General features: G+C 62.3%; 26 protein-coding genes and 1 pseudogene. All 27 read left to right on the top strand.

Features of this window, described 5'->3' with window-relative positions; all coding sequences use genetic code 11:
- Positions 1–270: 270 nt before the first annotated feature.
- The 27 genes and pseudogenes from BN1124_RS12375 to BN1124_RS12250 all read left to right on the top strand — a co-directional run bounded on the left by BN1124_RS12375 (position 271) and on the right by BN1124_RS12250 (position 26,940).
- The gene (locus BN1124_RS12375; protein ID WP_042642268.1) at positions 271–1,014 is read left to right on the top strand and encodes a lipid-binding SYLF domain-containing protein; all 744 of its coding nucleotides are present in this window, start codon (positions 271–273) and stop codon (positions 1,012–1,014) included.
- Positions 1,015–1,232: 218 nt separating this feature from the next.
- A complete protein-coding gene (gene fliE / locus BN1124_RS12370) occupies positions 1,233–1,550 on the top strand; it encodes a flagellar hook-basal body complex protein FliE (RefSeq protein WP_042642266.1) in 318 nt (105 codons plus the stop codon).
- 43 nt (positions 1,551–1,593) lie between these two features.
- Positions 1,594–3,300 (top strand): flagellar basal-body MS-ring/collar protein FliF, encoded by a 1,707-nt coding sequence (gene fliF, locus BN1124_RS12365; protein ID WP_042642264.1) that lies wholly within the window; start codon positions 1,594–1,596, stop codon positions 3,298–3,300.
- Positions 3,293–4,354 (top strand): flagellar motor switch protein FliG, encoded by a 1,062-nt coding sequence (gene fliG / locus BN1124_RS12360; protein WP_033130811.1) that lies wholly within the window; start codon positions 3,293–3,295, stop codon positions 4,352–4,354. The genes fliF and fliG overlap by 8 nt, the downstream gene beginning before the upstream one ends.
- Before the next feature lie 68 nt (positions 4,355–4,422).
- A complete protein-coding gene (gene fliH / locus BN1124_RS12355) occupies positions 4,423–5,220 on the top strand; it encodes a flagellar assembly protein FliH (protein ID WP_042642263.1) in 798 nt (265 codons plus the stop codon).
- 114 nt (positions 5,221–5,334) lie between these two features.
- Positions 5,335–6,666, top strand: a complete 1,332-nt coding sequence (gene fliI, locus BN1124_RS12350) for a flagellar protein export ATPase FliI (RefSeq protein ID WP_033130813.1) — start codon at positions 5,335–5,337, stop codon at positions 6,664–6,666.
- A gap of 26 nt (positions 6,667–6,692) precedes the next feature.
- Positions 6,693–7,133 (top strand): flagellar export protein FliJ, encoded by a 441-nt coding sequence (gene fliJ / locus BN1124_RS12345; protein WP_042642260.1) that lies wholly within the window; start codon positions 6,693–6,695, stop codon positions 7,131–7,133.
- 90 nt (positions 7,134–7,223) lie between these two features.
- Complete coding sequence (locus BN1124_RS12340) at positions 7,224–9,206, top strand: flagellar hook-length control protein FliK (RefSeq protein ID WP_042642259.1); 1,983 nt, start codon at positions 7,224–7,226, stop codon at positions 9,204–9,206.
- A 57-nt stretch (positions 9,207–9,263) separates the two neighbouring features.
- Positions 9,264–9,764: a flagellar basal body-associated protein FliL gene (gene fliL / locus BN1124_RS12335; RefSeq protein WP_042642257.1), complete on the top strand. Its 501-nt coding sequence runs from the start codon at positions 9,264–9,266 to the stop codon at positions 9,762–9,764.
- 10 nt (positions 9,765–9,774) lie between these two features.
- A complete protein-coding gene (fliM, locus tag BN1124_RS12330; protein WP_033130817.1) occupies positions 9,775–10,845 on the top strand; it encodes a flagellar motor switch protein FliM in 1,071 nt (356 codons plus the stop codon).
- 49 nt (positions 10,846–10,894) lie between these two features.
- Positions 10,895–11,290 carry a flagellar motor switch protein FliN gene (fliN, locus tag BN1124_RS12325; RefSeq protein ID WP_025326247.1) on the top strand — a complete coding sequence of 132 codons (396 nt, stop codon included), beginning with the start codon at positions 10,895–10,897 and terminating at the stop codon, positions 11,288–11,290.
- Positions 11,287–11,664 (top strand): flagellar biosynthetic protein FliO, encoded by a 378-nt coding sequence (gene fliO / locus BN1124_RS12320; RefSeq protein WP_042642255.1) that lies wholly within the window; start codon positions 11,287–11,289, stop codon positions 11,662–11,664. The genes fliN and fliO overlap by 4 nt, the downstream gene beginning before the upstream one ends.
- A complete protein-coding gene (gene fliP, locus BN1124_RS12315; RefSeq protein ID WP_042642253.1) occupies positions 11,651–12,409 on the top strand; it encodes a flagellar type III secretion system pore protein FliP in 759 nt (252 codons plus the stop codon). Before fliO ends, fliP begins: the two co-directional genes overlap by 14 nt.
- Positions 12,410–12,553: 144 nt before the next feature.
- Entirely contained in the window at positions 12,554–12,823 is a 270-nt protein-coding gene (gene fliQ / locus BN1124_RS12310; protein ID WP_033130820.1) for a flagellar biosynthesis protein FliQ, read from the top strand.
- A 130-nt stretch (positions 12,824–12,953) separates the two neighbouring features.
- Entirely contained in the window at positions 12,954–13,751 is a 798-nt protein-coding gene (gene fliR / locus BN1124_RS12305; protein WP_042642251.1) for a flagellar biosynthetic protein FliR, read from the top strand.
- Between the two features lie 77 nt (positions 13,752–13,828).
- The gene (flhB, locus tag BN1124_RS12300) at positions 13,829–14,959 is read left to right on the top strand and encodes a flagellar biosynthesis protein FlhB (protein WP_042642249.1); all 1,131 of its coding nucleotides are present in this window, start codon (positions 13,829–13,831) and stop codon (positions 14,957–14,959) included.
- Positions 14,960–15,014: 55 nt separating this feature from the next.
- Positions 15,015–15,122, top strand: a pseudogene (locus BN1124_RS21320) (flagellar type III secretion system protein FlhB); the annotation flags it as partial.
- A gap of 317 nt (positions 15,123–15,439) precedes the next feature.
- Positions 15,440–17,542, top strand: coding sequence for a flagellar biosynthesis protein FlhA (gene flhA / locus BN1124_RS12295; RefSeq protein ID WP_042642247.1), 2,103 nt, complete (start codon positions 15,440–15,442; stop codon positions 17,540–17,542).
- Positions 17,543–17,558: 16 nt separating this feature from the next.
- A complete protein-coding gene (gene flhF / locus BN1124_RS12290; protein WP_042642245.1) occupies positions 17,559–19,064 on the top strand; it encodes a flagellar biosynthesis GTPase FlhF in 1,506 nt (501 codons plus the stop codon).
- A gap of 1 nt (position 19,065) precedes the next feature.
- Positions 19,066–19,941 (top strand): MinD/ParA family protein, encoded by an 876-nt coding sequence (locus BN1124_RS12285; protein ID WP_042642243.1) that lies wholly within the window; start codon positions 19,066–19,068, stop codon positions 19,939–19,941.
- On the top strand, positions 19,934–20,653 hold the full coding sequence (locus tag BN1124_RS12280; RefSeq protein WP_042642241.1) for an RNA polymerase sigma factor FliA: 720 nt from the start codon (positions 19,934–19,936) through the stop codon (positions 20,651–20,653). The genes BN1124_RS12285 and BN1124_RS12280 overlap by 8 nt, the downstream gene beginning before the upstream one ends.
- A 123-nt stretch (positions 20,654–20,776) precedes the next feature.
- Positions 20,777–21,148 (top strand): chemotaxis response regulator CheY, encoded by a 372-nt coding sequence (cheY, locus tag BN1124_RS12275; protein ID WP_425266319.1) that lies wholly within the window; start codon positions 20,777–20,779, stop codon positions 21,146–21,148.
- A 12-nt stretch (positions 21,149–21,160) separates the two neighbouring features.
- On the top strand, positions 21,161–21,901 hold the full coding sequence (locus BN1124_RS12270) for a protein phosphatase CheZ (RefSeq protein WP_042642238.1): 741 nt from the start codon (positions 21,161–21,163) through the stop codon (positions 21,899–21,901).
- A gap of 11 nt (positions 21,902–21,912) precedes the next feature.
- The gene (locus BN1124_RS12265) at positions 21,913–24,048 is read left to right on the top strand and encodes a chemotaxis protein CheA (RefSeq protein WP_042642236.1); all 2,136 of its coding nucleotides are present in this window, start codon (positions 21,913–21,915) and stop codon (positions 24,046–24,048) included.
- 32 nt (positions 24,049–24,080) lie between these two features.
- Positions 24,081–25,211: a protein-glutamate methylesterase/protein-glutamine glutaminase gene (locus BN1124_RS12260; RefSeq protein WP_042642233.1), complete on the top strand. Its 1,131-nt coding sequence runs from the start codon at positions 24,081–24,083 to the stop codon at positions 25,209–25,211.
- Between the two features lie 2 nt (positions 25,212–25,213).
- Positions 25,214–25,951: a flagellar motor protein gene (locus tag BN1124_RS12255; RefSeq protein WP_042642231.1), complete on the top strand. Its 738-nt coding sequence runs from the start codon at positions 25,214–25,216 to the stop codon at positions 25,949–25,951.
- An 83-nt stretch (positions 25,952–26,034) separates the two neighbouring features.
- Positions 26,035–26,940 (top strand): flagellar motor protein MotB, encoded by a 906-nt coding sequence (locus BN1124_RS12250; RefSeq protein WP_042642229.1) that lies wholly within the window; start codon positions 26,035–26,037, stop codon positions 26,938–26,940.
- The last annotated feature ends 2 nt before the right edge of the window (positions 26,941–26,942 follow it).

The raw sequence follows: 26,942 nt of genomic DNA, 5'->3' as shown, positions 1-26,942 counted from the left end.
TCTTTAAGGGCGCGGATTTTACCGGAATGGCTAACCAAAAACTATACAGCCATAGAGGTGGTACTGGATATTATGTCGACATGGCAGCAGGAGCCCTTGTTGAGAACGCTGCCTTGCGGTGGGCGAACGAGACAAATCGCCCTCAACTGAGCCACTAAATAGCCGTTTTTTAGACTGGCGCTGAACGAAGCGGCGCTCGGCCTTTAATTGCAACCGCCGAGCTTCGATAATCAGCTCATGTTCATGAGTGATGTTTGAGGAGCAATAAACATGAAGATCCGGTATCTGGCGCTGGCCACCACCCTGGTTCTCACCACGGTCCAGGCACAGGCAGGGTGGGATGATATCAAGTCCGCTGCTTCCGAGTTGGGCAGCGCGGTAGCAGAAGGCAGCAAGGAGGCCTGGAATAGCGTCTCGGATTGGGGGGCTGACGCCTACAACAAGGCCGGAGCCTGGACGGCGGAGAGTGCCGCTACCAGCAAGGAGTGGCTGGCGAGCGCCGACAAGAAGCTCGACACCATGCTCGAACCCAAGACACCGACGGAGGCCCGCACCGCCCTCGACACCATGGCCGACACCGCGCTGGTGCGGCTGTTCAACGAGCAACCTTCTGCCAAGCTGCTGTTTGACAAGGCATATGGCTACGCGGTGTTCGATTCGCGCAAGTTCTCCCTGATGGTGCACACCAACCAGGGCGCCGGGGTAGCAGTCAATCGTTCTAGCAACAAGCACACCTATATGAAGATGTTCGGCGCCGGCATGGCGAGCGGCTTCGGCGGCAAGTTCTATCAACAGGTGATGTTGTTTGAGACCAAGAAGACCTTTGACGACTTCGTGAACAAGGGCTGGGAGGCGACCTCGGATGCCGGGGTGGTGGCCGGCAAGGAGAGCGCGTCCCTGGATACCGGCTACAACGGTGGCATGGCCATCTACCAGATAGGTGAGAAGGGACTGATGTACGGCATCAGCATCACGGGATCCAAATACTGGATCGACGAGGATCTGACCCAGTAAGCGTCAAGATCCGCTGTTATCCTGGCCCGCCTGATGCGGGCCATTTTTATGCCCAGGATCCGCTCATGTTCATGAAATTTCCCCCGTCCCGGGCCCACCACGGAGCCAGGTTCGTCTAAATCCTGACCACTCGCCGCCGCGTCTCACAGGATCTGCATTCATTGGCACTCTAATTGCTTAGTGGCTGTCAGCGTCAATGATTTGTCTGGGGATGGAAGATGGAAATAAGTGCAAGCAGCCTGATGCAAGAGATGCAGTCGCTCAAGATCGAGGCGGGCGCCACGCCGCTGACCCAGCCAGGCCGTCAGGTCAGCTCGAATTTTGGTCAGATGCTGCAACAGGCGCTCGACAACGTCAACGAGCTGCAGGGCGGCGCCAATGATCTGCGCACCCGTTTCGACATGGGTGACAAGTCGGTGGACCTGTCCGAGGTGATGATCGCCGGCCAGAAATCCTCCATCGCCTTCGAGGCGACGGTGCAGGTGCGTAACAAGATGGTCGATGCCTACAAGACCATCATGAACATGCCGGTATAAGGGTCAATACACCGTGAACATGTCAGCAATAAGGACCTAACTCGTGGCAACTGATCAAAACGGCGACCTGCTGATCAACAGCGAGGGGGGCGCAGCCCTCGACGAGCACGAGCAGAAGAGCTCGGCGCTGGGCTTCCTATCCAACACCGATGTGTTGCGCCAGATCACCCTGATCCTGGGGTTGACCATCTGTCTGGCCATCGCCGTCTTCATCTTGCTGTGGGGCAAGGAGCCGGAGATGCGTCCCCTCGGCACCTTCAGCACCCAGGAGCTGGTCTCCACCCTCGACTATCTGGATCAGCAGAAGATCCCCTATCAGGTCGATGGCAAGAGCGTGCTGGTCAGCGCCGAGAACTATGGTGACATCCGCCTGCGTCTGACCCGGGCTGGGCTGGCCGGCAATAGCGACGTCAGCAACGATGGCGAGTCGATCCTGCTCAAGGACTCCAGCTTCGGCGTCAGCCAGCGCATGGAGGGGGAGCGTCTCAAGCTCAGCCGCGAGCGCCAGCTGGCGAGCGCCATCGAGCAGTTCCAGAACGTGGCCAAGGCCCAGGTGCTGCTGGCCATTCCCAAAGACAACGTGTTTGCCCGCAACGAGCGCAAACCCAGCGCGACCGTGGTGCTGAGCCTCAAGGGCAGCGCCCTCGGTCAGGGGGAGGTGGACTCCATCGTCGACATGGTCGCCTCCGCCGTCCACGGCCTCGAACCGACCCGCGTCACCGTGACCGATCAGAACGGTCGCCTGCTCAACTCCGGCTCCCAAGACCCGCTCTCCGCCCAGACTCGCAAGGAGTTTGCGATGCAGCAGAAGCAGGAGCTGGAGTACAAACAAAAAATTGACGCCATCCTGATCCCGGTGCTGGGCGCCGACAACTATACAGCAGAGGTAGATCTCTCCCTCGATTTCTCCCAGCAGGAGCAGACCCGCAAGACCTACAACCCTGACCTGCCCGCCGTGCGCTCCGAGATGACGGTGGAAGACAACAGCGGCACGGGCAGCAATGGCGGCGTACCCGGTGCGCTCTCCAACCAGCCTCCCGCCGCCTCCAGCATTCCCCAGCAGGCGACGGGCGCCGATGGGGAATCCGCCTCCAGTGGCCGCTCCCGCAAGGAGGCGACCCGCAACTTCGAACTGGACACCACCGTCAGCCATATCCGGCGCCAGCAGGGCGGCATTCGCCGCATGACGGTGTCGGTGGCGGTGGATTACAAGGCCACCCCGGGCGCCGAGGGTGCCGTCACCCGGGAGGCCCGCAGCCAGGCCGAGCTTGATACCCTGCGTCGCCTGCTCAGCGGTGGCCTCGGTTATGATGTGACCCGGGGGGATACCCTGGAAGTGGTCGCCATTCCGTTCAATCGCCCCGAACTCGAGGCCATGGCCGATACCCCCCTCTACGAGGAGCCCTGGTTCTGGCGTGCGGTGCGCATCGCCGCCTCGGTGCTGGTCATCATAGTGCTGATCGTGACCGTGGTGCGGCCCATGCTCAAGCGCCTGCTCTACCCGGATGCACGTCCGGAAGGGGAGCTGGATCTGGACAACAGCATAGTGCTGGGTGGGGATGACGAGCTCAGCCTGCTGGCGGCACAAGCGGAAGCCGAACCCGTGTTCGGGGTGCGTGACGGTCATCTGAAACTGCCGGATCTGCACCGCGACGAAGACTTGCTCAAGGCGGTGCGTGCGCTGGTGGCGAATGAACCGGATCTGGCCGCTCAGGTCATTAAAGAATGGGTAACGAACCGAGATGCCTGAAGAGAAGAAAAACCAAATCACCGGTAACGAGATTACCGATGTGCAGCGCCAGATCCTGGATCAGATGCCCGGGATGGAGATGGCGGCCCTGTTGATGCTGAGCCTCAACGAAGAGGATGCCGCCCAGATCTTCCGCCACCTCGAACCCAAGCAGGTGCAGCGGCTCGGCATGTCCATGGCCTCCATGTCGGACTTCAGTCACGATCGGGTGGCGGCGGTGCACCGTCAATTTATCGAAGACATCCAGAAATACACCAACATCGGCATCGGCAGCGAAGACTTCGTGCGCAAGGCCCTGGTGGCGGCGCTCGGCGAGGACAAGGCCAGCAACCTGGTGGATCAGATCATCCTGGGGTCCGGAGCCCGTGGTCTCGACTCCCTCAAATGGATGGATGCGCGCCAGGTGGCCAGCATCATCCAGAACGAACACCCGCAGATCCAGACGATCGTGCTGTCCTACCTGGAGCCGGAGCAGTCGGCTGAGATCCTGAGCCAGTTCCCGGAGCAGGTGCGCCTGGATCTGGTGATGCGCATCGCCAACCTCGAAGAGGTACAACCGGCGGCGCTGCAGGAATTGAACGACATCATGGAGAAGCAGTTCGCCGGCGCGGCCGGTGCTCAGGCCGCCAAGATGGGTGGCCTCAAGGCCGCCGCCAACATCATGAACTACCTGGACACCAACATCGAAGGCCAGCTGATGGACTCCATCCGCGACTCGGACGAGGAGATGAGCCAGCAGATCCAGGATCTGATGTTCGTGTTCGAGAACCTGATCGACGTGGACGATCGGGGCATCCAGACCCTGCTGCGGGAAGTGCCGGGGGATCTGCTGCAACGGGCGCTCAAGGGCTCCGACGATCAGATGCGGGAAAAAGTGTTCAAGAACATGTCCAAGCGGGCCGCCGAGATGCTGGCGGACGATCTGGAGGCCATGGGGCCGATCCGGGTCTCCGAAGTGGAGGCGGCCCAGAAGGAAATCCTCTCCACCGCCCGCCGTCTGGCGGATGCGGGCGAGATCATGCTGGGCTCCGGTGGTGGCGAGGAATTCCTCTAAGCCATGCAGCCTAAACGTGGGATTATGTTGCCCTGTCGTCTGGTAGTCGCGAGGAGCGTCTCTAAAGCATGAATAACAACAAGCTGCGCGGCTATGTCAGGCCCGAAGAGGATGAGAGTCAGGTGCAGGCCTGGGGCTGGCCCGAGATGGAAGTCGAGTCCGAGATCCAGGTCAATGCCCTGGGGCTTGGCCCGGACTGGTACCGGCAGGAACAGGAAGCCGAGGCTCCCATCGAAGAGCCCGAGGAGGAGCCCGCTCCCAGCATCACAGCAGAAGAGCTGGAAGCCATTCGTCAGGCCGCCTGGGAAGAGGGCATGCGTGAGGGGCGAGAAGCAGGTTTTGCCAAGGGCTTGGAAGAGGGCAAGCTGGAAGGCTTGCAGCAGGGTCATCAGGCCGGTCTGGAGCAGGGCAGGGAAGAGGGGTTCGCCATGGGCCAGGAGCAGGTGGAGCAGCAGATTGCCCACTGGCAGGGACTGGCGGATCGTCTCGCCAACCCGCTGAGCGAGCAAGACAGCGCGGTGGAGCAACAGCTCATCGCCCTGGTGCAGCAGCTCGCCCGCGCCCTCATTCGTCACGAGGCCGAGACCTCCCCCAGGCTGCTGCTCGAGGCGCTCAAGCAGGGGCTCTCCCTGCTGCCCGCCGCCGAGCAGGGGGTCACCCTGATGTTGCACCCGGATGATGTGGCCCGGGTCGAGCAGGCCTTCGGCGCCGAGGAGTGTGCCAAGCGTCATTGGCGCCTGCGCAGTGAACCCACCCTCTCTCCCGGCGATCTGCAACTGGCCACCGAGCTCTCCAGCATAGATCTGACCCTCTCGGGGCGCATCGATCAGCTGCTGCGCAACTTCCTGCGCGACAATGCCGAGTAACGGCATGTTCCGTGCTCTCTACGAGGCATCGCGCTGCTGTGCTGTATTTCCCTGTGTGACAATGCCGAGTCACCCTGTGACCCGGCATCTTTCCCCTTTCTCTCTGGAGGCGCGATGACAGCGTCCTTGCTCAATCGGCTGCAAGGCTACCGGGTGCGCGATGTCGCCCCCATTCCACCGGTGGCGGGCAAGCTGACCCGGGTGGTGGGCCTGACCCTGGAGGCCATCGGCTGCCGCGCCGCCATCGGCGCCCTCTGTCGCATCGATACCCAGGATGGCGCCCTGGAGGCCGAGGTGGTCGGCTTCTCCGGCGATCGGCTGTTCCTGATGCCGAGCGAACAGCTCAAGGGGGTCATCCCGGGGGCCCGGGTGGTGCCCATCACCGAGGATCACGGCATTCCGGTGGGCATGAACCTGCTCGGCCGGGTCATCGACGGCATAGGCCAGCCCCTTGACGGGCTCGGTCCCATCATCTCCTCCCAGACGGTGCAGTTCGCCCAGCAACGCATCAACCCGCTCGCCCGCCGGGCCATCCATCAGCCGATGGACGTGGGGGTGCGTGCCATCAACGCCGTGCTCACCGTGGGGCAAGGCCAGCGCATGGGGCTGTTCGCCGGCTCCGGCGTCGGCAAGTCGGTGCTGCTCGGCATGATGACCCGCGGCGCCGCGGCGGACGTGGTGGTGGTTGGCCTCATCGGCGAGCGGGGCCGGGAGGTAAAGGAGTTTATCGAAGAGATCCTCGGGGCCGAGGGGCGCGAGCGCGCCGTGGTGGTGGCTGCCCCCGCCGATGCCTCGCCGCTGATGCGGCTCAAGGGCTGCGAGACGGCGCTCGCCATCGCCGAATACTTCCGCGAGCAGGGCCTCAACGTGTTGCTGCTGATGGACTCCCTCACCCGTTACGCCCAGGCCCAGCGCGAGATCGCCCTGGCGGTGGGCGAGCCGCCGGCCACCAAGGGCTATCCACCCTCGGTGTTTGCCAAATTACCGGCGCTGGTGGAGCGGGCCGGCAACGGCAGCGACGGCCAGGGTTCCATCACCGCCTTCTTCACCGTGCTGACGGAGGGGGACGACCTGCAGGATCCCATCGCCGACGCGGCGCGGGCCATCCTCGACGGCCACATAGTGCTGGCGCGGGAGCTGGCGGATGCGGGCCACTATCCGGCCATCGACATCGAGAAGTCCATCAGCCGGGTCATGCCCATGGTCACCTCGCCGGAGCACATGGAGCTGGCGCGCACCTTCAAGCAGTTCTACTCCCTCTATCAGCAGAACCGGGATCTCATCACCATAGGCGCCTACAGCCAGGGCTCGGATCCCCGCATCGACAGGGCCATCATTCAGAAACCCTATCTGGATCAGTTCTTGCAGCAGAAAATGCGCGAGGTGATTCCCTACGACGAAGGCCTGCAATCCCTGCATATGGTGGCCATGCCACTGATGCGCTGACGAGATGAACCGGGTGGAGTATTGGAATGAGTAAAGGCTTGGAATTGTTGGCCACCAGGTTGGTCGAGGCGGAGCAGCAGGCGGCCATGGCGCTGGCCAAGGCCCAGCAGGACTTGAAGCTGTTCATGGATCAGCAAGAGGCGCTGAACCAGTACCGCCAGATCTACCACCAGCAGTGGACAGATCGGGGTCTGCAAGGGATCACCCCCCAGCAGAACAGCCAGTATCACGCCTTCATCAGCAAGCTTGAAAATGCGGCGACCCAGCAGTACGAAGGGGTGCTGCAGGTGCGCGAGGCGCTGGGATTGTGCCGCACCCAATGGCTGGAGGCCCAGCAGCGACGCAAGGCGGTCGAACTCCTGCTCGAGAAACAGGCGGGGCGGGTACGCCAGAAGGCCCAGCGTCAGGAGCAGAAGATGCTGGACGATTACGCCATCATGCGGCGCTATCACCATTCTGGCCTGTAATTTGCTTCCGTTTTCTCCATCGTGATAAATACGCGGTGACGGGGCGACGTCGATGTCGCCGGCCACCGGATTGTCGTCAGGGATCCCCGCATGATACAGACCCAGTTGCTCAAGGCCGCCATCCAGGCCACCCCTGCCGACAACGGCACAGCATCGGCCATGCTCCCCATGGGCAACGAGGGGACCGAACTGCCGTTGCAGGACGGTGGCAAGGCCGCGTTTGCCGATGCCATGGCCAGGGCCCAGCTCGTCGGCAAGGGGGCGCCAGCCGCCCAAACGGGTGAGCAGCCTCCCGCAGCCATGACGCCGGATGCCAAATCTTTGGCGACCGACGGGACTCCCGCCTCGACGCCGCCAACGTCTGACAAGAGCGATGAGACCGAGCTTCCCCCCGATGATTTTCTGCAGCAGTTGCAGGCCTCCCTCAGACAGGATGTGAGCCTGGTGGTCCCTCCTGCGCCCCTGGTGGCCCAGACGGCTCAGGCGGCGATGCCGACGGCGCCCGTCATCGACGGCAACGACTTGCCGCCCGAGTCGCAGCCGGTGTCACCGGCTGATGCGGGCAAGCCCGCGGCCACGACCGACGCCGCCACACCGCAGACGCTCCTGCGACCGGTGGCCGAAGGGCGCGGCACGGGCGAGACCCTTGCTCAAGGCGCAGCAACTCCGCGAGGCGAGGCAGGCAAGAGCGACAAGGGAAGTGAGCTGGCTACCGGACTCGGCAAGGGGGCTCAGGCTCTGCCTGTCGATGGCCAGCTCGCAGCTCCGGCAGCTCAGTCGGAAGCTCAGGTGGCTCAGTTGGAAGCGCAGGCCGCCACCCAGGTCGAGCATCCCGAGGCTGTCGCGCCGAAACCCGCCCCACAGCCGCTGTCCGGTCAGGAGCGGGCCGCCTTGCTGGCCAAGGTGAGCCCCGCTCAAACGGACGCCGCGCCGGTGGCAGAGGCGAGCGAGTCACCCACGGCGGGCAAGTCGGCGCAATCCATCTCAACTGAGCACGCTGCCCATGGCGCCCAGGCAACGCCAGGCGCGCACGGTGCTCAGTCAACTCAAGGCGCCCAGGCGAGTGCGGCCAAGGCCTTTGGCGAGGGGCTGGTCAGGGTGGATACCCAGAGTGACGCCAGCGCCAATGCCACCCCGGATGGCGGCAAGTCCGGCGATGAGAGCAGCCAAACCAGAGCGGCCGCCGAGCCGGAGGCCAAACCGGGACAGACGCCGGCAGCCAAGTCCGAAACCCAGGCTGCCACCCAGGTCGCCGCCGGGAGCGGGGCGCCCGCCGGCGTGGATCCCGAGCCTGTGCTGACGACGGCGCCGCAGATCCTGGCGCGCCACGAATCTCAGGGGCCACAAGCCTCGCTGACGGCCCTGTCGGCCGGTATCCAGCAGATGGAGGCCGAGCCCGCAGTCGCGGCCAGGGTGGCCGTCGAGCTCAAGCAGACCGACATGAAGTCAAAGCTGGATGAGCCCGGTACGCCTGCGCTGGAAACCAAGTCGGTCGAGCAGAGCGAATCGACACCGGCCCCGCAGCATGCACAGGCCCAGCCCGGCGAGAGCAGGCCGGCGGCCGAAGTAGCGGCCAGGCGGGAGGCTCAGACCCTGCCGCACCTCAAGTTGGCCACACCGGAAGCACCTGAGCAGTTGCACCAGAAGGTGAACCTGATGCTGACGGACAAGTTGCAGCAGGCGGAGCTCCAGCTCGATCCCCTCGGGCTTGGCAAGATGAAGATCCAGATACAGATGGGGGCTGACAACCAGGCCAGCGTCCACTTCGTGGTGCAGCATGGCCAGACCCGGGAGATGCTGGAGCAGGCCATGCCGCGTCTGCGGGACATGCTGGCGGGGCAGGGGATCCAGCTCGGCCAGACCCAAGTGCAACAACAGTCACAGCAGCAGGCGCAGCAGGGACAACAGCAGCAATCTCAAGGCCAGTCGACCTTCAACGGTCAGGGTCAGCAGGGCCGGCAGGAGGGCGGATCTTTCGGCGGCAGCGGCCAGGGGAAGGGAGAGCATGGGGCCCGCGCCATGAGTCTGCTGGTGGAATCGACAAACGACAGCGGAATTGATTTCTATGCTTGATGCCTGCCTGAGTAAGTTTATGATATCGAACCAGTTTAGGACCAGGGTGGACAAGGGATGGCAGACGATAACGAACTGACGCTGAAGGACCCGGCGGCAGCCAAGAAAAAGAAGCTGATCATGATAGTCGCCCTCGCCGTCATCGTGCTGGGGGGCGGCGGAGCCGGTGCCTGGTTCATGCTGGCGGGCGAGGACAAACCCGCGGCCGAGGAGGCCAAGCCACAAGCCAGCACGCCAGAGCCATCGCTCTATGTCGCCATGTTGCGCCCCTTCGTGTTCAATGTGGCGGGTGGGCAGCGGGATCGGCTGGTGCAGATCAAGATCCAGCTGATGGTGCGCGGCGCCGCCGATGAGGCGCTGGCCAAGCAGAATACCCCCCTGATCGAAGGCACCCTGCTGCGGGTCTTCAGCGCGGCCACCGCCGAGCAGCTGATGACTTTCGAGGGCAAGGAGAAGCTGCGCCAGGATTCACTGGAAGAGTGTCGCCGGGTGCTCAATGACCTGGTCTCTTCCCCCGTAATAGAACAAGTGCTGTTTACCGGCTTTGTCATGCAATGAAAGGTGAAGCGTGAGCGATCTGTTAAGTCAGGACGAAATTGATGCCCTCTTGCACGGTGTCGATGATGTCGAAGAGGAAGAACTAGGGGCGGCCGGGGATCCCGGCATCGCCCAGTTCGATTTCTCTTCCCAGGACCGTATCGTCCGTGGCCGCATGCCGACCCTGGAGCTGGTGAACGAGCGGTTCGCCCGCCACATGCGCATCAGCCTGTTCAACATGATGCGACGCACCGCCGAGGTCTCTATCAACGGCGTGCAGATGCTGAAATTCGGTGAGTACGTACACACCCTGTTCGTGCCGACCAGCCTGAACATGGTGCGCTTCCGTCCCCTCAAGGGCACGGCGCTGATCACCATGGAGGCCCGCCTGGTGTTCATCCTGGTGGAGAACTTCTTCGGCGGCGACGGGCGCTACCACGCCAAGATCGAGGGCCGCGAGTTCACCCCCACCGAGCGGCGCATCATCCAGATGCTGCTCAAGCTGGTGTTCGAGGACTACAAGGACGCCTGGGCGCCGGTGATGGACGTGGGCTTTGAGTATCTCGACTCCGAGGTCAACCCGGCCATGGCGAACATCGTCAGCCCCACCGAGGTGATAGTGGTGAGTTCCTTCCACATCGAGCTCGATGGCGGTGGCGGCGACTTCCACGTGGCCATGCCCTACTCCATGCTGGAGCCCATCCGAGAGTTGCTCGATGCCGGTGTGCAGAGCGACAAGGGCGACACCGACGTGCGCTGGAGCAAGGCGCTGCGCGACGAGATCATGGACGTCAAGGTGGAGCTCAAGGCCAAGCTGCTGGAGACAGAGCTGACCCTGCGGGATCTGATGGAGCTCAAACCCGGCGACATCATCCCGGTGGAGATGCCGGAGAACCTGCTGGTCTACGTGGAGGACTTGCCGACCTTCCACGCCAAGATGGGGCGCACCAAGGAAAACGTGGCGCTCAAGATAGTCGACAAACTCAAACGCCCTGACGGGGTCAAGACAGAGATGCATCTGGTGACCCGTGGGGGCGTGCGCATCGATGGCGAGGCCGAGCTGGAAGAGCTCGAGCGCAGCATCGAAGACAAACACTCTTAACAGACCCGTCGTATCAGACGCGGGTCACGAAGCAGCATAAGGAAGCAAGATGAGCGGAACCGATGACGAGCAGGATTTGATGGCAGATGCCTGGGCGGCTGCGCTGGAAGAACAGGTGACGGCCGAGGCCAAGCCCGCCCCGCTGGAAGAACTCAAGGACGATGCCCCCATCAGTGCCGAAGAGCGGCGCAAGCTGGACACCATTCTGGACATTCCGGTGACCATCGCCATGGAAGTGGGCCGCAGCCAGATCAGCATCCGCAACCTGCTGCAGCTCAACCAGGGCTCGGTGGTGGAGCTGGATCGGGTCGCCGGTGAGCCGCTGGATGTGCTGGTGAACGGCACCCTGATCGCCCACGGCGAGGTGGTGGTGGTGAACGACAAGTTCGGCATACGCCTCACCGACGTCATCAGCCAGATAGAGCGGATCAAGAAACTCAAATGATCCGTGTCCTCGCTCTGACATTGTTCGCCGCCCCCGCGCTGGCCGAGGGGGGCGTCAATCCCCCCAGCATCACCTCCTGGCTGCTCTCCAGCCTGATGGTGATCGGCCTCATCCTGGTGCTGGGCTTCCTGCTCAAGAAGAGCAAGCTCACCCAGGTGATGGGCGGCGGCCAGATGAAGGTCATCGCCACCCTGCCGGTGGGTTACAAGGAGAAGCTGATGGTGGTCAAGGTGGGCGAACAGCAGTTGCTCATCGGGGTAACCCCCCAGCAGGTCAACTTCCTCTACCGCCTGGAGCAGCCGCTGGACGAGAGCCAGCCCCAGGCGTTCTCCCAGCAGCTCGGCAAATTGATGGGCAAGCATGAAAAAAGCTAACTGGATCCGGTGGCTGGGCCTGCTGTCCGTGCTGCTGTTGTCGCCACTGGCAATGGCCCAGGACGGCATGTCGGCGCTGACCGTCAAGACCATGGCGGATGGCAGCCAGGAATACAGCCTGACCCTGCAGGTGCTGGCGCTGATGACCGCGCTCTCCTTCCTGCCGGCCATGGTGATCATGATGACCTCCTTCACCCGGATCATCGTGGTGCTCGGCATCTTGCGCCAGGCCATAGGCCTGCAGCAGAGCCCCTCTAACCAGGTGCTGATCGGCATCGCTCTGTTCATGTCCTTCTTCATCATGTCCCCCGTGCTGGATCGCATCAACGACGAGGCGCTGCAGCCCTATCTGGCGGAGACCATAGGGGCCAAGGAGGCGCTGGAGAAGGCCGAGCTGCCCATCCACCAGTTCATGCTGGCCCAGACCCGGGTCAAGGATCTCAACACCTTCATGGAGATAGCGAACGTGCAGGTGGACAAGCCGGCGGACGTGCCGCTGCGGGTGCTGATCCCGGCCTTCGTCACCAGCGAGCTCAAGACCGCGTTCCAGATAGGCTTCATGCTGTTCCTGCCGTTCCTGGTCATCGATCTGGTGGTCGCCAGCATACTGATGGCCATGGGGATGATGATGCTGTCACCCATGCTGGTCTCGCTGCCGTTCAAGCTGATGCTGTTCGTCATGGTGGACGGCTGGAACCTGATCCTGGGCTCCTTGGCCAACAGCTTCGGGCTGGGCGCCGGATGATGTTTTCCTCCGGTGCCGCCCTCACTGCCGTTCAAGCCGATGCTGGTTGTCATGGTGGACGGCTGGAGCCTCGTCCTGGGCTCTTTGGCCAACAGCGTCGGGCTGGAGGCAGGCTAAGCCGGTCAATGGAAAGGAGCCGATAAGATGAGTCCGGAAACCTTTGTCGACGTGTTTCGCGAGGCGCTCTGGCTGGTGACCATCATGGTGTGCGCCGTGATCCTGCCGAGCCTGATGGTGGGCCTCGTCGTCGCCATCTTCCAGGCCGCCACCTCCATCAACGAACAGACCCTGAGCTTCCTGCCCCGTCTCATCGTCACCCTGCTGGCGCTGGGCGCAGGTGCTCACTGGGGCCTGCAGAGCCTGATGGACTTCTTCCAGCTGATGGTGAGCCAGATCCCCGAGGTCGTCGGTTGATGTCTGCCAAGGCAGGCATGTTCACCGGCGCCCTGTTGATGGTGGCGTCTTCAAATCCCTCCCGAGGGGGTGGGATGAGTCAGGGGTTGGCAGTCTCCATGCCGGCATCCCATGGCCGCGAGGCGAGGGCATGAGCTACACCACAGCGGTGATCATGGAGTGGCTGGCGTCCATCCTCTGGCCGCTGGCCCGGGTGAGCAGCCTGCTGATGGTGATGGCGGTGTTTGGCAGCCGGCTGGCCCCGGCCCATATCCGCATGGGGTTGGCGCTCGCCATCACCTTCATCATCGCCCCCCTGTTGCCCCCCATGCCCAAGATAGAGCTGTTCTCCGTCGGCAGTTTTCTGGTGCTGGGGCAGCAACTGCTCATCGGTGTGGCCCTGGGCCTCATGACCCAGTTCCTGCTGGAGAGCTTCGTGATGGCCGGTCAGGTCATCGCCATGCAGACCAGCCTGGGTTTCGCCACCCTGGTGGATCCCATGAATGGCCAGTCCGCCCCCGTGGTGGGCCAGTTCTACCTGATGCTGGCGACCCTGGTGTTCCTGGCGGTGGACGGTCACTTGCTGATGATCAAGATGGTGGTGCTGAGCTTCGAGACCCTGCCGGTCTCGGATCAGGGGCTGACCCTGCCCGCCATTCGCAGCCTGATAAGCTTCCTCGGGGTCATGTACCAGGCCTCATTGGTGATGGCGCTGTCGGCCATAGTCGCGCTGCTGCTCATCAACTTCGCGTTCGGGGTCATGACCCGGGCCGCCCCCCAGCTCAACATCTTCAGCATCGGCTTCGCGGTCAGCATGATGTCCGGCCTGTTTATCCTCTGGCTCACCATAGGCGGCTTCATGGGCCACTTCGAATCCATCTGGGAGCGGGTGCAGGAGACCAGTTGCGAGCTTATCAACGTCCAGTGCTACGGGGGCCAGAATGGTTGACCGGGCGCTGGCGCAGTTCACGCAATGCTTGGCCTTAGGCCGGATGATCGTCTGCCTCTCGCCAGTCGGAGGTCAGCATGGCTGATACCGATCAGGAACGTACCGAACAACCCACGGGCAAACGACTGCAACAGGCCCGGGAAAAAGGGCAGATTGCACGTTCCAAGGAGCTGGGTACCGCCAGCGTCTTGCTGGCGACCGTGTTTGGTCTCCTGATGATCAAGGAGAGCCTGGCCGGCGCCATGGTCAAGGTGCTCACCGTCGGCTTTACCCTGGATCGGGATCAGGCCTTCGATCCCAACGCCATGGGCGCCATGGTGCCCGCCTTGCTGGCCCCGCTGTTGCAGCCGCTCGGCCTGCTGTTCCTGCTGGTGGCCATCGCCGCCTTCGTCGGCAACACCCTGCTCGGCGGGATGAACTTCTCCTCCGAGGCCATGCTGCCCAAGTGGAGCAAGCTGAGCCCCTTGAATGGTATTAAGAGGATGTTCGGGGTGCAATCCCTGGTGGAGCTCATCAAATCCATCGCTAAAGTGATTTTTATTAGCACATTCGCCTGGTGGATGCTCTCCAGCAAGTTCAATCATCTGCTGAATCTCTCCCTCGAGGGGTTTCCCGGCGGCATCATAGATGCCCTGGATCTGCTGCTCTGGATGCTGATCATCCTCTGCTGCGCCCTCATTCCCATCGTCGCCATCGACGTGCCCTTCCAGACCTGGAACCACAATCGCCAGCTCAAGATGACCAAGCAGGAGATCAAGGACGAATTCAGGGACAGCGAGGGCAAGCCCGAGGTCAAGGGCAAGATCCGCCAGTTGCAGATGCAGATGGCGATGCGCCGCATGATGGGGGATGTGCCCAAGGCGGACGTGATCATCACCAACCCGAGCCACTACTCGGTGGCGCTGAAATACGATGCGAGCAAACCCGGCGCGGCCCCCAAGGTGCTGGCCAAGGGGGTGGACGAGGTGGCGATGAAGATCCGGGAGATCGCCCGCGAATACGAGATCCCCATCATGCCGTCCCCGCCGCTCACCCGCGCCATCTATCACGCCACCGAGATCGGCCAGGAGATCCCGGAAGGGCTGTTCGCCGCCGTGGCCCAGGTGCTGGCCTATGTGTACCAGCTCAAGAAGTTCCGCCGTGGCCGTGGCCGGCGCCCGACCCCGATCGCCAAAGATCTGCCCATTCCCCCCGAGTTCCGCACATAGCGGCGCTGCCATAACGCCATCTGCCGCAGGGCTGTCTGCCGTGGTGGTGTAAGCGCTGGCCTATGTGTACCAGCTCAAGAAGTTTCGCCGTGGCCGTGGCCGTGGCCGCCGGCCGACCCCGATCGCCAAAGACTTGCCCATTCCCCCCGAGTTCCGCACATAACCGCGTTTGTATGACATCGCCAGCCAGAGGGCTGCTTACCTCGGTGGTGTAAGCCTTGGCCGCTGCGCCTCCGCTCAAGAAGTTCTGCCGTAGCCAGCGCCTGACACCGTTTGCGAAAGACCTGCCCACTGAGCCTCCATACCGCCAATAAAGGGGAAACCCTGGCCCCGCTCGCCATGGCCCCGGTTTATGTGTGGGGCGAGGGCGACGGACTTCTGACATGCTGAAAAATAAACTTCAATTATATCAATGTGTTGAATTGTTGGCTTGATGTTTGCTTTAGTCCGGCTCTGGCGGTTGATAATTTGAGAATAATGATGGGATTCAAGGCTGGACTGGGCCGTTTCAAAGAGTACCGATGGTTGCTGACCAAGGGGGTGGGGACGCCGCTGCTGGTGCTCGCCTCCTTGGGCATGGTGGTGCTGCCCATCCCGCCGCTGATGCTCGACATCCTGTTCTCCTTCAACATCGCCCTCTCCATCGTCGTGCTGCTGGTGGCCGTCTATACCCGCCGTCCCCTGGAATTTGCCGCCTTTCCCACCGTCTTGCTGATAGCGACCCTGCTGCGGCTCGCGCTCAACGTCGCCTCCACCCGGGTGGTGCTGCTGGAAGGCCATAACGGCACCGCGGCGGCCGGTCACGTGATCGAGGCGTTCGGCAACGTGGTGATCGGCGGCAACTATGCGGTCGGCATCATCGTCTTCATGATCCTGGTGATCATCAACTTCGTGGTGGTCACCAAGGGTGCGGGCCGGATCTCCGAGGTGAGCGCCCGCTTCACCCTGGATGCCATGCCCGGCAAGCAGATGGCCATCGATGCGGACTTGAACGCCGGCCTCATCAATCAGGAAGAGGCCAAGAAGCGCCGTCAGGATGTGACTCAGGAAGCAGACTTCTACGGCTCCATGGACGGTGCCTCCAAATTCGTGAAGGGGGATGCGGTTGCGGGCATCATGATCCTCTTCATCAACATCATCGGTGGCTTCATCATTGGCATGGTGCAGCATCAGCTCACCTTCGGCGAGGCGGCCGAAGTCTATACCCTGCTCGCCATCGGTGACGGCCTGGTAGCCCAGATCCCCTCCCTGCTGCTCTCCATCGCCGCCGCCATCATAGTGACTCGTCAGAATACCGATCAGGACATGGGCACGGCGGTGCTCGGCCAACTGTTCGAAAACCCCAAGGCACTGGTGATCTCCGCCGGCATACTGCTGATGATGGGCAGCGTGCCCGGCATGCCGCATCTGGCGTTCCTGAGCCTCGGGGCCTGCGCCGCGGTGGGCGCCTGGTGGTTGCTGCGCCGCGAGAAGCAGAACAAGGCCAGGGCGGCGAGCGGTGAACTCTTGCCGGCCCATGGGGATGCCCCGGTCGAGCAGAAAGACCTGAGTTGGGACGATGTGATGCCGGTGGACATCATCGGGCTGGAGGTGGGCTATCAGCTGATCCCGCTGGTGGACAAGAGCCAGGGGGGCGAGTTGCTCAACCGGATCAAGGGGGTGCGCAAGAAGCTCTCCCAGGAGTTCGGCTTCCTGGTGCCTGCGGTGCACATCCGTGACAACCTGGATCTGGCCCCGAACCAGTACCGCATAACCCTGATGGGGGTGAGTACCGGTGAGGCGACCGTCTATCACGACAAGGAGATGGCCATCAACCCGGGCCAGGTGTTCGGCCAGATCCAGGGCATTGCGACCCAGGATCCCGCCTTCGGGCTGGAGGCTGTCTGGGTCGCCAAGGAGCAGGTCTCCCAGGCCCAGACGCTGGGTTATACAGTAGTGGATGCGGCGACCGTGGTGGCCACCCACATGAGCCAAATTCTCTCCAATCATGCCGCCCTGTTGCTGGGGCATGACGAAGTTCAGCAGCTGCTGGACATGATCGGAAAACATCAGAGCAAGCTGGTGGAAGGGCTGGTTCCCGAGGTGATCAGCATGGGGAACCTGGTCAAGGTATTGCAAAATCTCCTCAATGAAGGCGTGCCAATTCGCGATATGCGCACTATCCTGCAGACCCTCGTGGAATATGCGCCGCGCAGTCCGGATCCGGAAGTGCTGACGGCCGCCTGCCGTATCGCCCTGCGCCGATTGATCGTGCAGGAGATCGCCGGCCCGGAACCCGAGCTGCCGGTGATCACGCTGTCACCAGAATTGGAACGTATATTGCATCAATCCCTGCAAGCAGGTGGAGGAGATGGCGCCGGCATAGAGCCGGGACTAGCGGAGCGGATGCAGCGTTCCCTGGTGGAAGCCACTCAACGACAAGAACTGGAAGGCCAGCCGGCCGTGCTTCTGACATCGGGGATACTGCGCAATACCCTGGCGAAGTTTGTCAAGAATGCCATTCCTGGATTGCGTGTTCTGTCTTATCAGGAAGTGCCTGATGACAAGCAAATCCGCATCGTCAGTGCGGTAGGACAGAACTAGTTAGCGGAGATGACGGGTGAAGATTAAGCGGTTTTTTGCCAAAGACATGCGAACGGCGCTGGCCGAGGTCAAGGAGACGCTCGGGCCGGATGCCGTCATCATGTCCAACAAGAAGGTCACCGGTGGGGTGGAGATAGTCGCGGCCGTCGACTACCAATCCCAGGTGCCCGGACCCAAGGATGCGCCGGTTCGCCGTCAGTTGAACGATGAGAGCGTCAATATCTCGTCTGCAGGCAAGCAGATGACGCGCCCGGCTCCTGCCAAGGAGCAGAACGAATATTATGCCGATACCCTGGCGGCCCTGCTGGCCCGCCAGCAGAAGCTCAACCCGGCCAATCCGGCGGGCAATGGAAATCCCTCGCCGGGCGCTTGGTCCGGGAATGCGGCAGGCAATGGCAATTCCTCGCCGGGTTCTTGGTCCGGAAATGTGGCGGGCGGTGGCAACCAGTCCGCGGGCCTGACGTCCGCCAATGGGGCGCCCAGAACCCTGGCCGAACAGGGCCAGTGGGGCGCCGCCCCCGAGCCTGCCAAACCGAAGCCGCGTTCTGCCCCCGGCCCGCGTCCCACCCAGGCTCCCCAACGGGAGCAGGAGATGGAAGGGATGCGCAAGGAGATGGCCAGCATCCGCAAGTTGCTGGAGCACCAGATCTCCGGCCTGATGTGGCAGGAGGTGGAGCGCCGGGAGCCGATGCGGGCGCTGCTCATCAAGGAACTCAAGAAGATGGGCTTCGACGATGCCTTCGCCGATCAGCTGGCGGGCCTCATCCCGGAAGACATGCCCATTCATCAGGCCATGGCCCAGCTGGCCGAGGTGCTGACGGCCCAGCTCAAGATCAGCGAAGACGATATCCTGCGCCAGGGTGGCGCCGTGGCGCTGCTCGGCCCGACCGGGGTCGGCAAGACCACCACCATCGCCAAGCTGGCGGCCCGCTTTGCCATGAAGTATGGCGCCGAGCAGGTGGCGCTGATCACCACGGACAACTACCGGATCGGTGCCCATGAACAGCTGCAGACCTATGGCCGCATCATGGGCTGCCCGGTGCGCCAGGTGCGGGATGCCGAGGAGCTGGCCAGTGCGCTCTACCAGTTCCGCAACCGCCGGCTGGTGCTCATCGATACCGCCGGGGTGGGTCAGCGGGATATCCGCCTGACCGAACAGCTCGATACCCTGGTCAAGAATGCCAAGGTGCGCATTCGCAGTTATCTGGTCATGTCTGCCACCTCCCAGCGACGGGTGATGCAGGAGGCGGTGGATCACTTCCGGCGCATTCCGCTCAGCGGCTGCATCCTGACCAAGTTGGACGAGAGCCTGAATCTGGGTGAAGTGATCAACGTATGCATTCAGAACGCGCTGCCCATCAGCTACATCACCGATGGACAGCGGGTGCCGGAAGATATTCAAGTTGCCAATGCGGCGCTGCTGGTCGGTGCCGCCATGGGCTCGCTCGAGCGAGAAGCAGAGGATCCCTATTTCTGGGGGTCGGGTTTTGGCGAGGCCGAAGATTCGGAGTTTTATGAGTAACATGTATATGGATCAGGCGAGTGGTCTGCGCAAAATGCGTCAAAACAATCGAGTGAAAGTGATCGCCGTGTCCGGAGGCAAGGGGGGCGTGGGCAAGACCAACGTCACCCTGAACGTGGCGGGAGCCATGGCCGCCCAGGGCAAGCGGGTATTGGTGCTGGATGCCGACCTTGGTCTGGCCAACGTCGACGTCATGCTCGGGCTGCGGGTACACCGCAACCTGTCCCACGTGCTGGCCGGTGAGTGCACCATAGACGACATCATCGTCGAGGGGCCCTACGGCATGATGATAGTGCCGGCCACCTCGGGCACTCAGTCCATGGTCGAGCTCTCCCCGGTGCAACATGCCGAGCTCATCCGCGCCTTCAGCGAGATGAAGACTCAGGTCGACGTGCTGCTGGTGGACACCGCGGCGGGGATCTCCGACATGGTGCTGAGCTTCACCCGCGCGGCCCAGGACATCATGGTGGTGGTGTGCGACGAGCCCACCTCCATCACCGATGCCTATGCCCTGATCAAGATCCTGTCCAAGGATCACGGGGTGTTCCGCTTCAAGGTGGTGGCGAACATGGTGCGCTCCTTGCGCGAAGGGCAGGAGCTCTACGCCAAGCTGACCCGGGTCACCGACCGCTTCCTCGACACCTCCCTGGAGCTGGTGGCTTGCGTCCCCTATGACACCAACCTGCGGGCCGCCGTGCGCAAGCAGAAGCTGATCGTCGAGGCCTTCCCCAAGTCGCCCGCCGCGCTGGCGTTTCGCGCCCTGGCCAACAAGGCGGCGAGCTGGCCCATCCCGAATCAACCGGGTGGCCACCTCGAATTTTTCCTCGAGAATTTATTGCAAAAGCCGGTCATAGCACAGGAAGACTCCCGTGAATAAAGCCCAAGCATACTTGCGTCATCAGGATTCCTATGTGCTGGTCGAGCGTCATGCTCCGCTGGTTAAACGGATCGCCCAGCATTTGTTGGCTCGTCTGCCGAGCAGTGTCTTGCTGGATGACCTGATCCAGGCAGGTATGATTGGGCTGCTCGAAGCCTCCCGCAATTTTGACGGCAGCAAGGGCGCCAGCTTTGAAACCTATGCCGGCATCCGCATCCGCGGTGCCATGCTCGACGAGATCCGCCGTGGCGACTGGGTGCCGCGTTCGGTGCACCGCAACAGCCGTGCCATCGCCGAGGCCATCGAGAACGTGGAGCAGGCCCATGGCCGGGATGCCCGTGACAACGAGGTGGCCTCCCGCATGGGGGTCTCCCTCGGCGAGTATCACGCCATGCTGCAGGATGTCTCTTGCGGCAAGATCATCGGCATCGAGGATCTGGGGGTCAGCGAGGATGTGATAGGGCATCCCGATGACGCCAGCGGTCACGGTGGCTTTGACGATCTGGCGGCCGAGCGCTTTCAGGGCGCCCTGGCCGAACACATCGCCCGCCTGCCCGAGCGGGAGGCGCTGGTGCTTTCGCTTTATTACGATGAAGAGCTGAACCTGCGCGAGATCGGTGAAGTCTTGAGTGTGAGCGAGTCTCGGGTGAGCCAGATCCACAGCCAGGCCATGCACAGATTGCGCGCGCGTTTGAGAGATTGGAATTTATAAGTGGTTGTACTGGCTACACTGGAACGCAACTCTAAGGCATAATCCGCACCATTCAACCTGCATTCAGCATCATGTAAATGAGCCGTTTTGGCGGCTATTTAGGAGGGAATTTTGGACAAGAACATGAAAATCCTCATCGTGGATGACTTTTCAACGATGCGCCGGATTATCAAGAACTTGCTGCGTGACCTGGGATACAACAATACCCACGAAGCAGACGATGGCAACACGGCGCTGCCTATGTTGAAGAACGGCGACTACCAGTTTGTGGTCACCGACTGGAACATGCCTGGCATGCAGGGCATCGACCTGCTCAAGGCCATCCGCCTCGATGACAAACTCAAGCACCTGCCGGTGCTGATGGTGACTGCGGAAGCCAAGCGCGAGCAGATCATCGAAGCCGCCCAGGCAGGGGTCAATGGCTATATCGTCAAGCCATTCACCGCCGCCACCCTCAAAGAGAAGCTCGACAAAATCTTTGAACGCATCGGTTAAGGAGTGGCAGGGATGACGGCCAAAACGAGTGCCCTGATCTCGCTCGATCAGGCAAGGATGCTGGTGACCCACCTTGAGCAAGGGGAGTTTGAACAGGCCGATACCATCCTCGCCGAGGTGTGTGCCCCCAATGCGGCGGCGCTGTTCGACAAGGTGGGTCAACTGACTCGCCAACTGCACAATTCTTTGCAGGATTTTCGTCTGGATCCCAGGATCCCCGACCTGGCCACCCATGAGATCCCCGATGCCCGGGAACGTCTGAGCTACGTCATCGACATGACGGACAAGGCGGCCAACCGCACCATGGATGCGGTAGAAGCCAGCCTGCCCATCGCCGATCGGCTCAATGACAACATTCAGCTGGTCATGCCCAATTGGAATGCCTTGATGAGCCGGGATCTCGAGCTGGGCCAGTTCAAGGCGCTCTGCCATCAACTGAATGATTTTATTAAGGCTTCAGAGGCAGATGCCGATAAGTTACGACAACTGCTGACGGAAATTCTGATGGCTCAGGATTTCCAGGATTTGACCGGTCAGATGATCCGCAAGGTCATCAAGCTGGTGCAGGAAGTTGAAACGAAGCTGATTGAGATGCTGACCATGTTTGGTGAGGCGGTGGCCGACAATGCGGTGCGCAGCCTGCCGGCGAGCGGCATCGAAGCCGAGGGCCCCATCATGAACCCGCAGACAAGGTCCGATGTGGTTAACGGTCAGGATGATGTGGACGATCTGCTGTCTAGTCTGGGATTCTAATGGAGTGACGCATGGCCTTCGAAGTTGATGAAGACATACTGCAAGACTTTTTGGTCGAAGCATCAGAAATATTGGAACAGTTGTCTGAACAACTGGTCGACTTGGAAAAGCGACCCGATGACAAGAATCTGTTGAATGCCATTTTCCGCGGCTTCCATACCGTCAAGGGAGGAGCCGGTTTCCTCTCCCTGACCGAGCTGGTGGACGTCTGCCACGGTGCCGAGAACCTGTTCGACATGCTGCGCAACGGCAAGCGAACCCTCAGTGCCGAGCTGATGGATGTCATCTTGCAGGCCCTCGATGCCATCAACGTCATGTTTGCCCAGGTACAGAACCGGGAGCCGACCAGCCCGGCTTCCGCCGATCTTCTGCACGATCTGCACGAGCTGTGCAAGCCCGAAGGGCAAGAACGGCTGAGAACCGCCAGCATCGTCGCCGCCCCGCAACCCGAACCCGTGCCTGAGCCAGTGATCGTCCCCGAGGTGGTGCCTGTTGCCGTCAATGGCGGTGGCTCCATCGACGAGATTTCCGCCGATGAGTTCGAGCGGCTGCTCGATGAGCTGCACGGTGCCGGCAAGGCACCGACGGTGTCGGTTGCCCCTGTCTTGAGCGGCTCTGGCGACATCACAGACGACGAATTCGAGGCGCTGCTCGATCAGCTGCACGGCCAGGGCCAGCACGGCGGAGCCCCCGATTTGAGCCCGCTGCAGTCGGTACAAAAAGAGGTGGACGAGCTCATCGATGACGACGAGTTCGAGCGCCTGCTGGATGAGTTGCACGGCCGCGGCCAGGCGCCGCAGCACAATATGGCGGCACCGACGCCAGCACCTATCGCCCCGACTCCCGCGCCTGTGGTTCAGCCCAGCGCTGCCGCCAGCCCGGCGCCGGTTGCCAAAGCCGCCCTCGCGGTCGCCAAGCCAGCACCGGCCCCTGCGCCAGCCAAGCAGGCCGCCCCCGCCGAGAGCAGCACGGTACAGAACGACACCACGGTGCGGGTGGATACCAAGACCCTGGACGTCATCATGAACATGGTGGGCGAGCTGGTCCTGGTGCGTAATCGTCTGGTGAGCCTCGGCGTCGCCAGCAATGACGAAGAGATGTCCAAGGCGGTGGCCAACCTGGATGTGGTGACTGCCGATCTGCAGGGTGCTGTCATGAAGACCCGCATGCAGCCCATCAAGAAGGTATTCGGTCGCTTCCCCCGTGTGGTACGCGATCTGGCCCGCACCCTCAAGAAAGACATCGAGTTGGTGATGGTCGGGGAGGAGACGGATCTCGACAAGAACCTGGTGGAGGCCCTGGCCGATCCCCTGGTTCACCTGGTGCGCAACTCCTGCGATCACGGCGTCGAGATGCCGGATGTGCGCGAGAAGGCGGGCAAGCCCCGTCAAGGCACCATCACCCTGAGCGCCTCCCAGCAGGGGGATCATATCCTGCTCTGCATCGAAGACGACGGCGCCGGCATGGATCCGGAGAAGCTGAAGTCCATCGCCATCAGCCGTGGCGTGCTGGATGCTGACAGCGCGGCGCGCATGAGCGATAACGACGCCTATAACCTGATTTTTGCTCCCGGTTTCTCTACCAAATCGGAGATTTCCGATATTTCCGGTCGTGGCGTCGGCATGGACGTGGTGAAAACCAGCATCGTCAGCTTGAATGGCTCGGTCCACATAGATTCGACCTGGGGCAAGGGCACTCGGCTGGAAATCAAGGTGCCCCTCACCCTGGCCATCTTGCCGACCCTGATGGTGGAGGTGGGCAAGCAGACTTTCGCCCTGCCACTCGGCTGCGTGAACGAAATTTTCCACCTGGATCTGAAGAAGGCCAACGTGGTCGACGGCCAGCTCACCATCATAGTGCGCGACAAGGCGATCCCGCTGTTCTATCTGCACAAGTGGCTGGTGCGCGGCGCCGGCAAGACGGCGCGCCAGGACACAGGCCACGTGGTCATAGTCCAGATCGGTACCCAGCAGGTGGGCTTCGTGGTGGATAACCTCATCGGCCAGGAAGAGGTGGTCATCAAACCGCTGGACAACCTGCTGCAAGGCACCCCGGGCATGGCTGGCGCGACCATCACCAGCGACGGCGGCATCGCCCTCATTCTGGACGTGCCCAGCCTGCTCAAGGCCTATGCACGTCGCCACTGAGAGTTCTGGCCCAAGGAGTTAGAAGAATAACAATGGCAGTCAAGGTACTAGTGGTCGACGATTCAAGTTTCTTCCGCCGCAGGGTGAGCGAGATCATCAATCAGGATCCCCTGATGACGGTGATCGACACGGCCCAGAATGGGCGGGAGGCGGTAGACAAGGCGCTGCAGTTGCGGCCCGACGTCATCACCATGGACATAGAGATGCCGGTGCTGGACGGGATCAGCGCCGTGCGCGAGATCATGGCCAAGTGCCCGACACCCATACTGATGTTCTCTTCGCTGACCCATGAGGGCGCCAAGGCGACCCTGGATGCGCTGGATGCCGGTGCCCTCGATTTCCTTCCCAAGAAGTTTGAAGACATCGCCCGCGACAAGGATGAGGCGGTCAGGTTGCTGCAACAGCGCGTCAGGGAGATTGCCCGCAAGCGCTTCCTGATGGCGGCCAAACCCAGGGCGCCGGAGCCTTTGGCACGTCCCGTGCTCGGCGGCGCTGCCAGTTCCGCTGGCGCTGCCGGGCGCGTTGCCGAGCGCCAGCTTGAGCCCGTCCGGGCGCCGAGCGCTCCCGCCAGCTTCAAGCGCAGCGGCAAGAGCTATCAGCTGGTGGCCATCGGTACCTCCACCGGCGGCCCCGTGGCACTGCAGAATGTGCTGACCAAGCTACCCGGCGACTTCCCGCACCCCATCTTGCTGATCCAGCATATGCCGGCGACCTTTACCGCCGCCTTTGCCGCTCGCCTCAACGGCCTGTGTCAGATTGGGGTCAAGGAGGCCGAGGACGGCGACGTGCTCAAACCCGGTCACGCCTACCTTGCCCCCGGTGGCAAACAGATGCTGCTGGAGGGACGCAGTCCCGGCGCTCGCCTGCGGATCATCGAGGGCAATGACAAGGTCAACTACAAACCCTGTGTCGACATCACCTTCGCCTCGGCCGCCAAGACCTACGGCGACAAGGTGCTGGCCATAGTGCTGACCGGCATGGGCGCCGATGGTCGGGACGGTGCTCGCCTGCTCAAGGAGCAGGGGGCGACCATCTGGGCCCAGGATGAAGCCTCCTGCGTCGTCTACGGCATGCCCCAGGCGGTCGCCAAGGCTGGCATAGCGAGCGAATCCCTGCCACTGGATCGGGTGGCGCAGCGCATCCTGGTCGAGTTGGGTCGCTGAGCATGGGCATGCTTGGTCTGGTGCTGGCGTTGGGTGCCGTCGCGGTGGCCCAGTGGTGGCACGGTGGCAGCCTGCTGACCCTGCTCGATGGCCCGGCCTTCGTCATCGTCGTTGGCGGTACTTGGGGCGCGGTGATCCTGCAGACGCCCCGCAAGTACATGCTGGCGGCGCTCGGGCAGGTGCGCTGGATGCTGTTCCCGCCTAAGTGGGATCTGGCCCAGCAAGCCGAGCGGCTGCAAAGCTGGGCCCAGTTTGCCCGCCAGCAGGGTCTGCTGGCGCTGGAAAACCAGGCCGAGGAGGAGACAGAACCCTTCACGCGTCAGGGCCTCACCATGATTGTGGACGGGGTTTCCATCGAAGATATCCGTCGACTGCTGGAGGCGGACATCGACATCGAGCAGGAGCGCAACGAGCACGCCGCCCGAGTCTTCGAGGCCATGGGGGGCTACAGCCCGACCATCGGCATCATAGGGGCGGTGATCGGCCTCATCCAGGCCATGTTTCATCTGGAGGAGCCGAGCACTCTCGGTGCCGGCATCGCCATCGCCTTCGTCGCGACCATCTACGGGGTGGGGTTTGCGAACCTCATTTATCTGCCTGTCGCGAATCGTCTTAGAGCATTCCACTACCAATATGGCCTTTACCAGGAAATGACCCTGGAGGGACTGCTGGCCATCGCCCACGGGGAGAACGGCCTGCAGGTTGAGCGGCGGCTGCGGGCCTATCTGAAAGGGGAGTAGCCGAGTCTTGGCACTCGTCCAGAGGGAGACCGATTGGCAGAGCAAGGGCGGTTACGGGGTTATCTGACTGAAGGAAAATAGCCATGCGCAAGCGCTACCGTTTGCACCTGCAGGGACGAGAGCACCTCGATCGCTGGCTGGTCTCCTACGCCGATTACATGACGCTGATCTTCGCCCTGTTCGTGGTGCTCTACTCGGTGGCCATGGTCAACAAGGAGCAGTATCGCGCCGTCATCGATGGCATGACCCAGGCGTTCAATCAGGCGACGCCGCGCAGCGATGGCTTGCTGGAAGGGCAGGGCAAGTCCCTGCTGAACAACCCGGTGTCGGCCTCCCCCTCGTTGCTGGAGAGCGCGGCGTCTCCCTCACCCTCCCTCGCCCCCATCACGGGCACTCCGATTTCGCAGGATGGCACCGCCCTCGCCACCATAGCGCTGCAGATGCAGGAGGCCATGGGCGCCCTGGTCGATGCCGGCGTGGTCAAGCTGGCGCAGGATGAGAACTGGATCACGGTGGAGCTGAGCTCTGGCCTGCTGTTCAACAGCGGCAGCGCCTTTCTCGGCAACAATGCGGCCCCGGTGCTCGATACGCTTTCAGGTATTCTGAAACCGGTCGATAACTATGTCAGGGTGCGGGGTTATACGGATAACCAGCAGATAAATAATGAAATTTTTCGCTCCAATTGGGCTCTCTCCGGGGCAAGGGCCGAGGCCGTGCTCAATGCGCTGATCGTCAAGGGCATAGTGCCACAGCGGCTCGCCTACGAGGCCTATGGAGAATTCTCTCCCTTCGCCGATAACAACACTGAGCAGGGGCGGCTACAGAATCGCAAGGTCGTGGTCGCCATATCCCGCTTCGCCTGGGTGCCCAGCGCAGCCGTCAGTCCCGCGACGGTCGCGCCTGTGCCGGCCGCGCAGCAGGCGGCAGAGGATGTCAGGGTGGTGACGCTGCCCGGCGGTGGCATACGCATAACAACAAGGCAGGATTGATA

Source organism: Aeromonas eucrenophila, assembly GCF_000819865.1.
Taxonomy (GTDB): domain Bacteria; phylum Pseudomonadota; class Gammaproteobacteria; order Enterobacterales; family Aeromonadaceae; genus Aeromonas; species Aeromonas eucrenophila.
This window is presented reverse-complemented; position numbering and strand designations above follow the sequence as displayed.

Excerpts from the sequence above, each read along its gene's own strand:
- fliI (WP_033130813.1), top strand. The coding sequence starts at position 5,335 with ATGACAGCGTCCTTGCTCAATCGGCTGCAAGGCTACCGGGTGCGCGAT.
- flhA (WP_042642247.1), top strand. The coding sequence starts at position 15,440 with ATGGGATTCAAGGCTGGACTGGGCCGTTTCAAAGAGTACCGATGGTTG.
- flhB (WP_042642249.1), top strand. The coding sequence starts at position 13,829 with ATGGCTGATACCGATCAGGAACGTACCGAACAACCCACGGGCAAACGA.
- BN1124_RS12260 (WP_042642233.1), top strand. The coding sequence starts at position 24,081 with ATGGCAGTCAAGGTACTAGTGGTCGACGATTCAAGTTTCTTCCGCCGC.
- BN1124_RS12270 (WP_042642238.1), top strand. The coding sequence starts at position 21,161 with ATGACGGCCAAAACGAGTGCCCTGATCTCGCTCGATCAGGCAAGGATG.
- fliP (WP_042642253.1), top strand. The coding sequence starts at position 11,651 with ATGAAAAAAGCTAACTGGATCCGGTGGCTGGGCCTGCTGTCCGTGCTG.
- fliR (WP_042642251.1), top strand. The coding sequence starts at position 12,954 with ATGAGCTACACCACAGCGGTGATCATGGAGTGGCTGGCGTCCATCCTC.
- BN1124_RS12375 (WP_042642268.1), top strand. The coding sequence starts at position 271 with ATGAAGATCCGGTATCTGGCGCTGGCCACCACCCTGGTTCTCACCACG.
- cheY (WP_425266319.1), top strand. The coding sequence starts at position 20,777 with ATGAAAATCCTCATCGTGGATGACTTTTCAACGATGCGCCGGATTATC.
- BN1124_RS12250 (WP_042642229.1), top strand. The coding sequence starts at position 26,035 with ATGCGCAAGCGCTACCGTTTGCACCTGCAGGGACGAGAGCACCTCGAT.
- BN1124_RS12340 (WP_042642259.1), top strand. The coding sequence starts at position 7,224 with ATGATACAGACCCAGTTGCTCAAGGCCGCCATCCAGGCCACCCCTGCC.
- fliO (WP_042642255.1), top strand. The coding sequence starts at position 11,287 with ATGATCCGTGTCCTCGCTCTGACATTGTTCGCCGCCCCCGCGCTGGCC.
- fliG (WP_033130811.1), top strand. The coding sequence starts at position 3,293 with ATGCCTGAAGAGAAGAAAAACCAAATCACCGGTAACGAGATTACCGAT.
- fliH (WP_042642263.1), top strand. The coding sequence starts at position 4,423 with ATGAATAACAACAAGCTGCGCGGCTATGTCAGGCCCGAAGAGGATGAG.
- BN1124_RS12285 (WP_042642243.1), top strand. The coding sequence starts at position 19,066 with ATGTATATGGATCAGGCGAGTGGTCTGCGCAAAATGCGTCAAAACAAT.
- fliQ (WP_033130820.1), top strand. The coding sequence starts at position 12,554 with ATGAGTCCGGAAACCTTTGTCGACGTGTTTCGCGAGGCGCTCTGGCTG.
- BN1124_RS12265 (WP_042642236.1), top strand. The coding sequence starts at position 21,913 with ATGGCCTTCGAAGTTGATGAAGACATACTGCAAGACTTTTTGGTCGAA.
- BN1124_RS12255 (WP_042642231.1), top strand. The coding sequence starts at position 25,214 with ATGGGCATGCTTGGTCTGGTGCTGGCGTTGGGTGCCGTCGCGGTGGCC.
- fliN (WP_025326247.1), top strand. The coding sequence starts at position 10,895 with ATGAGCGGAACCGATGACGAGCAGGATTTGATGGCAGATGCCTGGGCG.
- fliJ (WP_042642260.1), top strand. The coding sequence starts at position 6,693 with ATGAGTAAAGGCTTGGAATTGTTGGCCACCAGGTTGGTCGAGGCGGAG.
- fliL (WP_042642257.1), top strand. The coding sequence starts at position 9,264 with ATGGCAGACGATAACGAACTGACGCTGAAGGACCCGGCGGCAGCCAAG.
- fliE (WP_042642266.1), top strand. The coding sequence starts at position 1,233 with ATGGAAATAAGTGCAAGCAGCCTGATGCAAGAGATGCAGTCGCTCAAG.